Raw genomic sequence first — 13,066 nt, forward strand, 5'->3', positions numbered from 1 at the left:
TGAGGGGAAAAAATGAATTCAAACATTGCACTTACATCGGGAGAGCTGACATTTAACTTTTTACCACGCGGCGACTTGTTTGCTGTTACTCATAAGGACATCATGGTGAACGGACTGATGACCAATGCTATCGACGGTTCATTGAATAATCTATTTTTACGAATCCATGGAGGGGACGGAATCAAGTTCGTACCGATGGTTGGTATAAAGTCAGAAAGCACAGTCGAGTGGGCTGAATCGCAGGTGAAATGGAGTGGTTCATTCGAAGGTGTTTCGTATGAAGTCGTATTCACTTTGACTGATAAAGGAATCTGGTTCTGGGATATCACGGTAGACGGGAAAGACGTTGAAGTTGACCTGATCTACGGACAAGACCTTGGTCTTGCAGATAAAGGCGCGGTCCGCTCAAATGAAGCCTATATGTCACAATACATCGATCACCGAGTTTTTGAAAGTGAAGAAAAAGGATATGTCGTCTGCTCCAGGCAAAATCAGCCGCAGTCCAGTGGATTCCCTTATCTTCAGCAGGGGGCCCTTGGGAAAGCGGCAGGCTATTCCACTGACGGCTTTCAATTCTTCGGGTTGTCTTATAAAGAATGCGATGAGCCGGAAATCCTCACGAAAGAGTCGCTTGCGAATGAAGTGTATCAGTATGAATTCGCATATACGGCTCTTGGGTCTCCGAAAGTCGCATTGAATGGCAAAGAACGCTTTACGTTCTACGGGGTGTTCAAAGAAGACCATGCAGAGGCGATCGAATCGCTTGAATATGAAGATGAAATTGCAGCAGCTTGGGAAGAAGCACAAGGGATCGTTTCAGCATTCGGAACTTCAGGCGATGCCGTCAGGTTAAGACCTGAAATCGGCAAGCCGCTGCACACTCTTTCGATGACTGAAAGTGAGGTGGAGGACCGGTTTGCAGCCCGTCATAATGAAGAGCGGGAAGGCGATGCGCTTCTATCCTTCTTCACGGATACACATGAGCATGTCGTGTTGAAAGAGAAGGAATTGATGGTGGAAAGGCCTCACGGGCATATTCTGATGTCGGGTGAAAACCACCGCCTGAAGGATAATACCATCACGACGACATCGTTCATGTACGGATTGTTCAACTCGCAGCTTGTGGTAGGAAATACTTCCTTTAATAAAATGCTGACGAATCAGCGCAGCCACTTGAATGTCATGAAGACTTCGGGGCAGCGTATTTACGTAGAGGTGGACGGTGAGTACCGTCTGCTGACGATGCCATCGATGTTCGAGGTAGGCTTCAACTACGCCCGCTGGTACTACAAGACTGAGGACGATATGATCGTCGTGACGAATTATACCGTGGTCGATTCACCAGAAGTGCAGCTCCATGTGAAATCTGAAAACGGCAGGGCATACCGTTATCTGGTATCGAACCAGGTGACGATGAATAACAATGAATATGAAAGAGAATTCCAACTCAAACAGGAGGGTGACGTGCTGACGGTCACTGCCGATCGGGATTCGGACAGCAGTTCAACTTTCCCTCGTTTATGCTACCGGATGAAGGTGGACGGCGCAGAAGTCGTGGTCGGCCGTGAAGAAAAGCTAGCAGAACATGCAGAAGAAGGGGCAGCTTCCCTGCTCGTACTCGACGTCAGCGCCGCAGCGGAATGGAACCTGACCGTTCAGGGCCTTCTGAATGGAGAAGAGATTGATTTTGTGAAACGCGACATAAATGAAGAGATCGAAAAATACCGCGAATACTATAGAGGGGTCATGAACGGATTCAACCTTTCACAAGGTGAAGGGATGTCTGCGGAGCTTGATAAAGTGAACTCGCTCGCTTGGTGGTATACGCATAACATGCTTGTTCACTACTCAGTGCCGCACGGGTTAGAGCAATATGGCGGAGCAGCGTGGGGTACGCGAGATGTGTGTCAGGGACCGACTGAATACTTCATGGCGACACAGAACTATGAGTCTGTGAAAGAAATCATCAAGACCGTCTACTCCCATCAATACGAAGATAACGGCAACTGGCCGCAATGGTTCATGTTCGATAAATATTACAAGATCCAGCAGGACGACAGCCACGGGGATATCATCGTCTGGCCGCTGAAAGTAGTAAGCGATTATATTGCTGCGACGAATGATTATCGGATTTTACAAGAAGAAATCCCGTATACAGAGCGTGACGGTTTCGGATTCACGAAAGAGAAAGCGACGCTTCTCCATCATATCCGTAAGGAACTTTCCTATATCAAGGAAAACTTCTTGCATGATACATTCCTGTCTTCCTACGGAGACGGGGACTGGGATGATACGCTTCAGCCTGCGAATGCCAACCTGAAGAAATATATGGCGAGCAGCTGGACAGTTGCCTTGACGTATCAAGTGGTCGTGAAGCTGTCCACTGTGCTCAAAGGGGTTTTAGAAGAAGCGCAGGAGTTCCGCGCCCTCGCAGAAGGCATCCAGCAGGATTTCAACAAGTATATCCTGCAAGATGATGTCATTCCTGGATTCGTGTATATGGAAGAAGCGGGGAAACCTGAGTTCATGGTTCATCCGACGGATACGAAAACAGGCATCCATTACCGCCTGCTCCCGATGAACCGAAGCATCATTTCAGAGCTGTTCACTCCTGAACAGGCTGCTTCACACTATAACTTGGTGAAGGAGCACTTATACTGTCCTGACGGTGTCCGTCTCATGAACCGCCCGGCCAAGTATGCAGGAGGAGTCAGCACGCACTTCAAACGCGCCGAACAGGCTTCCAACTTCGGCCGTGAAATCGGTCTGCAATATGTCCATGCCCACATCCGTTACGTGGAAGCGATGGCGAAACTGGGATACACGGATGAAGTGTGGAATGGATTGGAGATCATTAATCCAGTCGGGCTGAAAGATGCTGTTCCAAATGCGGAAAGGCGCCAGAGCAATGCATATTTCAGTTCTTCTGACGGTAAATTCAACACCCGCTATGAAGCACAGGATCGATTCGGGGAGCTGCGTGACGGTTCCGTACCGGTCAAAGGCGGTTGGAGAATCTATTCAAGCGGGCCTGGAATCTACATGAATCAGTTGATTTCAAATGCTCTCGGTGTCCGTCAGGAAGGTGAGGACCTCGTGATCGATCCGGTTCTTCCTGAACACCTCGATGGGCTGACATTTGAATTCAAGTACAACCATCGTCCGGTCACATTTGTCTACCATCTGGGAAGCGCTGATGGCAAACGTGTTGTCGTCAATGGACAGCAAGCCGCCGGCGAAACCGTCTCCAACCGCTACAGAAGCGGAGGGGTGCGCGTGAGAAAAGAAGAACTCGAGCAGCTCCTGAAAGAAGACAGCAATAAAATAGACATCTATATCTAATAGCATCATAGTGGAAAGCCTGCCTCATTACCCTGGGGCAGGTTTTTCTGTTCTCATGAATTTGATTTCACCTTCTTTTCCGATAAAATAGGTGATACCAGCAAACCAAGAGAGAAGGTGAGCATTTGAGTTCAATACCGGATCATTTGCAAGAAGGGCTGCATATCGTATTTATCGGCTTCAATCCAAGCATCATGTCAGGTAAAACGGGGCATCATTATGCCAACCCGACGAACAGGTTCTGGAAAATCCTCCATCAATCGGGCTTGACGCCCCGTTTATACCGGACCGAGGAGGACGGGGATTTGATAGAGCTGGGTTATGGAATGACCAATATCGTGGCACGGCCAACGAAGGATGCTTCTGAAATCACGAAGGATGAATATGAAGAAGGAAGAGTCATCCTGAAAGAGAAACTGGAAACATATAGACCCCGTACTGCCTGTTTTGTCGGCAAAGGAGTCTATCAGCAGTTTGCCAAGAAGAAGAAGGTTCCCTGGGGATGGCAGGAAGAGTCGGTCGTCGAAGGAGTCCGTGACTTCGTAGCCCCGTCATCCAGCGGACTTGTACGGATGAAGGTAGAAGAAATCGCGGATATTTATCGAAAGTTGTTGAGGGAGGAAAGCCCTGTTTGAGGTTGATCAGAAGGATAAATGATGATAATTGGTTACTCCCCTGCTTATGCGGGGGTTTTTTATATGCAGGTCAGGGGATAAAAAATGATGATTAGCAGAATGTAAGAAAGGACCTGGTTTAACCTGCATATATTGAAAGCCATTTTCTCAACTGATTTTTCATCATTCAGGGACGGACATTCCAATTTCTTTACAATCGTCTTACAATCGAGGTTTAAGACATTCTTCACGAGGGAAGAGGACGGAAAAGTTGAACATTTTCAGCTGGATACTTCAGATATACAGGGTGTGAGAGAGATGATCGACATGTTAAAAAAAATACCAGCCGCAGCGAAACGCTACGCAAGAATGACAAAGCGGGAGAAGTGGAATGAGCTGTATTCCAACCTTTGGATGACACCGATGATTTATGCGTTGCTCTCCATCTTACTGGTCTTCATCACCATTTGGGTGGATCTGAAAATGAATATTTATCAGGGGATGCCTTCTTTCCTCAGGGTCGATTACGGACTGACAAAGACGATTTTAAGTACATTGACCGCCGGGATCTTATCGCTGACCACCTTTACTTTTTACGGGGTCCTAGGTGCCTTGTCTACATTCTCAAGCCAGTTCTCCCCAAGGATCCTGAAGAATTTCATGATGAATAAAGTGACTCAGAGAACACTTGGGATTTTCAGCGGAAGCTTTCTATATGTATTATTTTGTTTATTTTTCATCAATGAAGATACCGCTCAGGCATACAGTTTGATTCCAACAACTGCCGTCTTGACCGCGCTCCTGACGATCAGTACGTTCGCTGTTTTCATCAATCATATCGTCACATGGCTGCAAGTGACCAATCTGACCGAGCAGATCAAGCTTGAATCCGTGGATATCATCGAAAGCTCGCTCGTCTATGAACTGAAGCCGCATAAAGCAAAGAATCCCGGTGCCGTCAAAATGCAGGTGCCGGGCGGAGAAGGCACAACGTTGAGGGCAGAACAGTCTGGTTACCTGCAGAAGATTGACTTTGCTGAGCTGATCCGTAAAGCAACCAAAGACAACCTGATCATCCAGTTAGAGAACCGTATAGGAAGCTTTGTCTTCCGGTCGACCCCTTTATTAACATATTGGAATCCTTCAACTGACTTTGAAATAGATGAAGGCAGCTATTTGGAGATGTTTCAGGTAGGTAAAAATCAAACCGAGCTGCAGGACATTGAATTCAGCATCAATAAATTTGTGGAAATCGCGATCAGGGCACTCGGGAATGATGATCCGAAGACGGCGACCAATATTATCTATCAAATCGGCGACCTGCTCATTCAACTCTCGGAAATGGAAGTATTCTCCCCGTACCTCACAGACGATGATGGGAATCTGCGCGTCATCATTAATAATTTGACGTATGCAGACTATCTCTACCGCGGCTTTGCATCGATCAGGCACTATGCGAAAAAAGATGCCGTTATAACAGGGGAATTGCTTTACGTCCTGAATGCCATTGCTCATGCAATCGATGAAAAAGACCATCAGCACGTCTGGGATTTCACCCAATACACTGCCATCGGCTTCGACCATGACCTTCTCTATGACTTGGACATCAATCGATTCAACGACGTCCTGAAGGAGATTGCCGAAACCACTGGAAATACAGACCGTTTTGATGAACTGATGAAGAAAATCAAAAAATAGAGCCAAACGGTCCCGCTTTATCATGATAAAGGCCCGTCCCGCGTCGCTTCACCGTGCTGAAGGCCCGACCCTCAGGCGTTGCAGCGTGACGCGGGACGGGCGTTTTATTTTCTGTTATACTAGACGAATAGTTTAAATATTTTGATTTTTTGTCGTTAAGTGGGGGGTACATACGAGAAGCTTGGACTGCATAAGAGACCCTATCTGTTTTTGGCATGCTTTGATTGAGGGGAAGTGCATTAAAAGATAAAGGGGTGCAAGTCTGTGGAGAAGTTTGCTTGTTTTCGTGTACCGGAGTCCATTTTTTACGGTCGAAAGGCATTTGTGAATGTCGGCAGGGAAGCGGCTAAGCGGGGCGGAAAGGTCCTGATCGTAAGTGATAAGATCATGGACGAACTGGGGTATGTCAGTGAGTGCCGGCAGTATTTACAAGAACAAGGTGTGGAGAGTGCCGTATATCTCGGTGTGGATTCCGAACCGACAGATCAATATGTCTCTGAATCACTGGAAATGCTTGAAAAAGAAAACTGTGATCTGGTCGTGTCCCTTGGCGGGGGAAGCTGCATCGATACGGCCAAGGCGATCGCCGTGCTGGCCACGAACGGCGGTTATATCGGGGAGTATATGGGCGGCAGTCGACTGGCCGATAAAGCGCCGCTTCCTCATATCGCCATTCCGACAACAGCGGGTACGGGTTCGGAAGCAACCGATGTGACGGTCATCACCAATACGAAAAATGACGTTAAAATGATGATCAAGCAGCCTGCGTTTATGCCGGATGTCGCCATCGTCGACCCGCTCTTGACTATTTCTTCGCCGAAAAGTGTGACGGCTGCGACCGGGGTGGATGCGTTAAGCCACGCAGTGGAAGCGTACCTGTCGAAAAAGTCTCACCCGATGACCGATACGGCTGCTCTTGCAGCGATGGAACTGATCGCTGACAACCTGCTCACCGCTTATCATGATGGTGAAAACGTGGATGCACGTGAAGCGATGAGCCTTGCTGCCATGCAGGCGGGCATGGCGTTCTCAAATGCTTCGGTATGCCTCGTTCATGGGATGTCGAGGCCGATCGGTGCTTTATTCCATGTTCCGCACGGGTACTCGAATGCGATGCTTTTGCCGGCTGTCCTCGAATTCAGCAAAGAGCACTGCATCGAACGCCTGGCTGATGTAGGGCGTTTTTTTGAGAAAGAAAACAGTCATCTTTCGAATGAAGAATGCGCTGAAATCGCAGTGAACGCGGTCAAAAAACTTTGTATGCAGCTGAATATCCCGAACCTGAAGGGATGGGGAGTCGATGAAGAAACGTTCCGTAAAGCAGTGGGCAAGATGACGGAGGATGCCTTTATCAGCGGCAGCCCGGCCAATAACCCGCGTGTGCCGGAAAGGGAAGAACTGGAGGCTCTTTATCGTACCTGTTTTGATTATCAGTTTGCTTCAGAGGAAAAGGTGGAAAAGTAGTTTCGCAGACAAAAAAAGATTCAATAACCTATTGAAAACCACTCTTGAAAGGGGAATTCATTCATGGCGACTGCAACGACTAACACATTGAAAAACTTTATTAACGGTAAGTGGGTGGACGCTAAAACCGACCACTACCAATCTGTACCGAATCCTGCTACAGGGGAAGAACTGGCGCAGGTCCCGATTTCATCAAAGCAGGACGTGGATGACGCGGTCAATACTGCAAAAGAAGCGTTCCAATCGTGGAGCAGGACGCCTGTACCCAAACGTGCACGCATTCTATTTAAATACCAGCAGCTGCTTGTCGAAAACTGGGACGAGCTTGCAAAGCTGATCACGGAAGAAAACGGGAAGAGTTTTAAAGAGGCTTATGGTGAAGTCCAGCGCGGAATCGAATGTGTCGAGTTTGCTGCCGGTGCACCGAGCCTGATGATGGGGAAACAGCTTCCGGATATCGCGACGAATATTGAATCGGGCATGTACCGGTATCCTGTCGGCGTAGTCGGGGGCATCACTCCATTCAACTTCCCGATGATGGTGCCTTGCTGGATGTTCCCTCTCGCGATCGCATGCGGGAATACGTTTGTCCTGAAACCTTCCGAGCGGACGCCTCTTCTTGCCAACCGTCTGGCGGAGCTTTTCCAGGAAGCGGGTCTCCCGGATGGGGTGCTGAATGTCGTGCACGGTGCACATGACGTGGTGAACGGTCTTCTTGAGCACAAGGATGTTCCGGCTATTTCCTTCGTAGGGTCGCAGCCGGTGGCGGAGTATATTTATAAAACCGCTGCAGGAAACGGCAAGCGCGTACAGGCGCTTGCAGGAGCGAAAAATCATTCCATCGTGATGCCGAATGCGGATCTTGACGCTGCCGTCAAAGAAATCATCGCTGCTGCATACGGGTCTGCCGGTGAACGATGCATGGCCTGCTCCGTTGTCGTAGCAGTGGGGGACGTTGCGGATACCCTGATCAAGAAACTCAATGAACAGGCGGATGCCATTAAAATCGGCAACGGTATGGATGAAGATGTGTTCCTCGGGCCTGTCATAAGGGATGATCATAAAAAGAAAACAGAAAGCTACATTGAGAGCGGAGTGGATGAAGGAGCGACACTGGTCCGTGATGGCCGTAATGATGAGGCATACAAGGATAATGGCTACTTCATCGGCCCGACCATCTTTGACAATGTCACGTCTTCCATGAAAATCTGGAAGGACGAGATCTTTGCACCGGTGCTGTCGGTTGTGCGCGTGGAAACCCTTGAAGATGCGATCAAACTGACGAATGAATCAGACTTCGGAAATGGAGCCTGCCTGTTCACGAAAGACGGAAGCGACGTCCGTTATTTCCGTGAATTCATTGAGGTCGGCATGCTCGGTGTCAACATCGGCGTACCTGCACCGATGGCATTCTTCCCATTCTCCGGCTGGAAGAACTCCTTCTACGGAGACCTGCATGCGAACGGATCCGATGGAGTCGAATTTTATACTAGACGCAAGATGCTCACTGCACGCTGGTAAACATGAAGGCCCGTCCCTCGCACGTAGAGGGACGGGCCTTCAATAATGGTCTTCCCACAACGGGTATTCTGTGGTAAGATATTCATAACTTACAAGAAATGGAGGTTTTCCCTTTGATCTTAATCAGACTTCGATTCCGCGCTATGAACAGATAATTGAATATGTTCAAAGGCTCTGCCTGTGTGCAGGGTAAATGGAATTGGTCTGCCTATTTTTAAGGGAAACTTCATTTGACGGTGAAGAAGAGGGGACGAAACTCTTCTTTTTTTATGTCTTAAAAATAGAACTGAATAGTGGACTTGGAGTGGATACCCCAAAGTTTTACACCTGGTGTAAAAGGGTACTCCATAGTCATGCCGGCCCCATGCAAGAAAGGAACGCGGACCGCTGTTTTCGAACGAAAATAGTTGCACGTGACCGGTTGACGGATCCATTTACAACAAAACACAGGCAGCGGCCTGTGTTTTTTCAATATTACTAGAATGGGAAGTGAATATATATGATGGAAGAACGTTTAAGAGCCATCGCCCTGGGTGTCAACACAAAGGAACAGGGAGAAGATTTTGAATACAGCATGCTTGAATTAAAGGGACTGGCGGAAGCGCGACACATCGATGTCATGGCAGAAATGACGCAGAACCTGCCGAAGAGAAATCATGTCCACTATATCGGAAAAGGAAAAATCGATGAGCTTCTGCCTTTAATCGAGGAAATGGAAGCGGATGTCCTCCTTGCAAATGACGAGCTTTCGCCGTCACAGATCAGGGTACTCGAAGAAAAACTCGATATCCGGGTGATGGACCGCACCATGCTCATCCTCGATATTTTCGCGGAACGCGCTAAAACGAGAGAGGCACAGCTTCAGGTAGAAGTGGCGCAGCTTCAATACATGCTGCCGAGACTTGTCGGAAGACGGGAATCACTTGGCCGTCAAGGCGGGGGATCGGGTCTTGCGAACAGGGGGGCGGGTGAAACGAAGCTTGAACTTGACCGCCGTCGCATTGAAGATAACATCACGGCGCTCAACAAAGAATTGGAAGCGCTGGTCGAGCTGCGCAAAACACAGCGGAAACAGCGGAAAAAGAGCGGTCTTCCGATCGTATCGCTCGTCGGGTATACGAACGCCGGTAAATCAACGACGATGAATGCACTGATTGAAACATTCAATCCGGGTGAAAGCAAGCAGGTATTTGAAAAAGATATGTTGTTCGCCACATTGGACACATCTGTCAGGAACATCACACTCCCTGACAACAAGGCATTCCTCTTGACCGACACGGTCGGTTTCGTCAACAAGCTGCCTCATCACCTTGTCAAGGCTTTCCGCTCGACGCTTGAGGAAGTGGCAGAAGCAGACCTCATCATCCACGTCGTCGATTATTCCGATCCCCATCATGAAACATTGATGAAGGTCACGAACGAAACGCTCGATGATATCGGAGTCGGGGACATCCCGGTGATCTATGCCTTCAATAAAGCGGAACTGGTCGATGAAGAGAAGGTCGGCAGCGTCGTAAATGACAGAGTCTACCTATCTGCAAAACAACGAAAAGGCATCGATGCTCTGATTGATGTCATCAAGAGCCATGTTTTTAAAGACTATAAGAAATGCGACATGCTCATCCCGTTCAGCCAGGGCCAGCTGATTTCCTACTTCAATGAACATGCCAACGTGCTTCATACGGAATACGAAGAGAATGGAACAAAGCTGACCGTGGAATGCAGGAGCGCTGATTATGAGAAGTACCGGGAGTATGTGGTTCAATAAACCAGGCATAAGAGAAAAGAGGCTGGGACAAAAGTGTTTTAGTCTAAGTAAAACCCGAACTAATTTGTATTCTATTAAGCAAATTAGTTCGGGTTTTTAATTTGTTCAAATGTACATTTAGATTTAGCTCTTTCCAGCGGTTGATTGGAGTGCAAGACGAAGACTCCTGCGGGAAGAGTAGCTTATGTGAGACCCCGCAGGCTTGCTGAGGAGGCTCACGGGCTACTCGCGGAAAGCGAAGTCTTGCACGGAAATCATTAGCGGCATTAAGAAAAATTGTTCGTCTTTATATGGGGTTTTTTAGTTTTGTCCCAGCCTCTTTTTCTATCATATGAATAACTGTTAAAACACTACTTTGACAGATGAATGGACCCGTCGTCCACTGCACCGAGCTTCTCTTTGAGAATATAAAAATGAAAGAAAAACTCTGCTATCCCGATAAGCAAAGCAGAAATGAATGCAGAGGGAAGGGCAACATTTGTGGCCAACCCTTCTATCACGGAAACGACTGCCCAGACCAGAAAGAATGCCATGATGAATTCCGCGGCGGTGGTGATGAAATTATTTGTCTTATGTAAAAAAGCCAAATCCCCCCCACCATAAGATATGGCTCCAAATAGAATGGCGATGATTGCAGTACTTTCAGCAGAAATGCGGAATCCAAGGCTCAGAACGAATGAAAACACAGCCAGGTTCACGAGTCCTTTAATAGCGAACGCCTTTGCATGTTTCAATTTTATCTCCTCCCTAGAGGCTTTCATCGTCGTTTCAACTCTATTTCCCGCCTTGATGTAAAATAAACAATGCCGCTGCATTTCCTAGAAAAATATGCCGCTATCCTATACACTGTAAGTAACTTACAAACGTGGTGATGCATGTGTTTAAGATTTTATTAATCGAAGATGATACAACTCTATTCAATGAAGTGAAAAACCGCTTGTCTCAGTGGTCTTATGACGTTTATGGAATAAAAGATTTCAGTAAAGTGATAGAGGAATTCTCTGAAGTCAAGCCGGATCTGGTGATCATTGATATTCAGCTGCCGAAGTATGACGGCTTTCATTGGTGCAGGATGATCAGGGCTCATTCAAATGTTCCCATCCTGTTCCTGTCGTCCAGGGACCACCCGACAGATATGGTCATGTCGATGCAGCTGGGGGCGGATGATTTCATCCAGAAGCCGTTTCATTTTGATGTTCTGATCGCGAAGGTGCAGGCAACGCTCAGGCGCGTCTATAACTACAATACAGAACAAGTGACTTTGAAGACGTGGTGCGGAGCTGCTGTAGATCATGAGCGTAATACAGTAAAGAATGATAAAGGGACCATCCAGCTTACCAAGAATGAAATGTTCATCCTGAAGCTTTTGATCAGCCAGAAAAATAAAATTGTCACCAGGGACAGCTTGATTCATTCATTATGGGACGATAAACGGTTCATCAGCGACAATACTTTGACGGTCAACGTCAATCGGCTGCGGAAGCGGCTTGATGAAATCGGCTTGGGGAATCAAATTGAAACCAAAGTGGGTCAGGGATACAGGGCTCTGGAAGAGGAACATGTATGATCGGTCAATTTATCAGGGAAAAAATAAGCTGGATTATGCTCTTTATCAGTCTACAGGGACTCCTCATCTTTGTCGCTTACCTTGATACATCCTTGCCGGTTTCATCAACTTTCTATGTGGTCTTCCTTTCGACTCTGATTTTCCTCCTCTTCATCGTGGTCCGCTATCACAAAGAAACCAAATATTATAGAGCGCTGAACGAATGGGACGTGAATCTGCATATAACAGGAATGCCTGAACCCCGAACCCCGTTTGAAAAAGTGGTTCACCAGAGCATGACGTTACAGGCGGAACAGCTGAGGGGGGAAGCCGCTTCGAACAGAAGAATGATCGAACAAGAAAAGGATGAACTCCTAGCTTGGATTCATGAAGTAAAGACCCCATTGACAGCGATGAGCCTGATTATCGAACGACTTAATGACCCCGAGCTCAAAGCATCTTTGAAATATGAATGGCTCCGGATCCATCTGCTCCTCGACCAGCAGCTTCATCATAAAAGAATTGATTTTCTTGAAAACGATCTGTACATAGAGAAGACTGACCTTGAGGAATTGATTTACGGAGAAATTAAAACTGTGCAGTCCTGGTGCATCCAAAAAGGGATCGGATTTGATATTAACCTGAAGGTAGAAGACGTCCTCTCCGACAGCAAGTGGCTTGCCTTCATCCTGCGGCAGCTGTTGACGAACGCCGTCAAATACAGCAAAGAGAGTGATATCGAGATCATGAGCGACCGGGAACATGGACATACTATCCTAAAAATCCGTGACTACGGAAAAGGAATCGACCAGAGAGACTTGCCGCGAATATTTGAAAAAGGTTTTACGTCTACCATCAATCACCAAAACACGGCTTCTACAGGCATGGGCTTGTACCTGACAAAGAAAGTGGCCGGGACACTTCATATTGACGTAAAGACAGAATCCGTCCCGGGGGAAGGGTCTACCTTTACGCTCATCTTCCCTGAGGAGAATGAATTTGTAGACACAAGAGGCATGTGACAAAAATGTCACATGCTTTTCTAATTTGTTCGGCTAATAAAAGGAAAAAGACTTTCCTGTTTTTTTATAATAAGAGTATCAAATCAAGGGA

At 47.4% G+C, this 13,066-nt stretch carries 9 protein-coding genes; 8 read left to right on the forward strand and 1 reads right to left on the reverse strand.

What is annotated here, in order from left to right; all coding sequences use genetic code 11:
• The first annotated feature begins 12 nt into the window (after positions 1-12).
• The 6 genes from HWX64_RS04620 to hflX all read left to right on the forward strand — a co-directional run bounded on the left by HWX64_RS04620 (position 13) and on the right by hflX (position 10,407).
• Complete coding sequence (locus HWX64_RS04620) at positions 13-3,342, forward strand: GH36-type glycosyl hydrolase domain-containing protein (protein ID WP_175987689.1); 3,330 nt, start codon at positions 13-15, stop codon at positions 3,340-3,342.
• Between the two features lie 125 nt (positions 3,343-3,467).
• Complete coding sequence (locus HWX64_RS04625) at positions 3,468-3,977, forward strand: mismatch-specific DNA-glycosylase (protein ID WP_175987691.1); 510 nt, start codon at positions 3,468-3,470, stop codon at positions 3,975-3,977.
• 297 nt (positions 3,978-4,274) lie between these two features.
• Entirely contained in the window at positions 4,275-5,654 is a 1,380-nt protein-coding gene (locus HWX64_RS04630) for a DUF2254 domain-containing protein (protein WP_175987693.1), read from the forward strand.
• A 264-nt stretch (positions 5,655-5,918) separates the two neighbouring features.
• Complete coding sequence (locus HWX64_RS04635) at positions 5,919-7,118, forward strand: iron-containing alcohol dehydrogenase (protein ID WP_175987695.1); 1,200 nt, start codon at positions 5,919-5,921, stop codon at positions 7,116-7,118.
• A 63-nt stretch (positions 7,119-7,181) separates the two neighbouring features.
• A complete protein-coding gene (locus HWX64_RS04640) occupies positions 7,182-8,639 on the forward strand; it encodes a CoA-acylating methylmalonate-semialdehyde dehydrogenase (RefSeq protein ID WP_175987697.1) in 1,458 nt (485 codons plus the stop codon).
• 502 nt (positions 8,640-9,141) lie between these two features.
• Positions 9,142-10,407 (forward strand): GTPase HflX, encoded by a 1,266-nt coding sequence (gene hflX, locus HWX64_RS04645; RefSeq protein ID WP_175989640.1) that lies wholly within the window; start codon positions 9,142-9,144, stop codon positions 10,405-10,407.
• Positions 10,408-10,757: 350 nt separating this feature from the next.
• On the opposite strand, the gene HWX64_RS04650 is transcribed toward hflX, so the two are convergent.
• On the reverse strand, positions 10,758-11,141 hold the full coding sequence (locus HWX64_RS04650) for a DUF2512 family protein (protein WP_175987699.1): 384 nt from the start codon (positions 11,139-11,141) through the stop codon (positions 10,758-10,760).
• 143 nt (positions 11,142-11,284) lie between these two features.
• Between HWX64_RS04650 and HWX64_RS04655 the strand changes: the two genes are divergently transcribed.
• Both HWX64_RS04655 and HWX64_RS04660 read left to right on the forward strand, forming a co-directional pair.
• Positions 11,285-11,974 carry a response regulator transcription factor gene (locus HWX64_RS04655; protein WP_175987702.1) on the forward strand — a complete coding sequence of 230 codons (690 nt, stop codon included), beginning with the start codon at positions 11,285-11,287 and terminating at the stop codon, positions 11,972-11,974.
• Positions 11,971-12,975 (forward strand): sensor histidine kinase, encoded by a 1,005-nt coding sequence (locus tag HWX64_RS04660; RefSeq protein WP_175987704.1) that lies wholly within the window; start codon positions 11,971-11,973, stop codon positions 12,973-12,975. Before HWX64_RS04655 ends, HWX64_RS04660 begins: the two co-directional genes overlap by 4 nt.
• Positions 12,976-13,066: the final 91 nt, after the last annotated feature.

It is taken from the genome of Bacillus sp. Marseille-Q1617, assembly GCF_903645295.1.
Lineage (GTDB): Bacteria > Bacillota > Bacilli > Bacillales > Bacillaceae_B > Rossellomorea.

Bases quoted from the DNA above. Each gene is read 5' to 3' on its own strand.
- HWX64_RS04620 (WP_175987689.1), top strand. From the start codon at position 13: ATGAATTCAAACATTGCACTTACATCGGGAGAGCTGACATTTAACTTT.
- HWX64_RS04630 (WP_175987693.1), top strand. From the start codon at position 4,275: ATGATCGACATGTTAAAAAAAATACCAGCCGCAGCGAAACGCTACGCA.
- HWX64_RS04640 (WP_175987697.1), top strand. From the start codon at position 7,182: ATGGCGACTGCAACGACTAACACATTGAAAAACTTTATTAACGGTAAG.
- hflX (WP_175989640.1), top strand. From the start codon at position 9,142: ATGGAAGAACGTTTAAGAGCCATCGCCCTGGGTGTCAACACAAAGGAA.
- HWX64_RS04660 (WP_175987704.1), top strand. From the start codon at position 11,971: ATGATCGGTCAATTTATCAGGGAAAAAATAAGCTGGATTATGCTCTTT.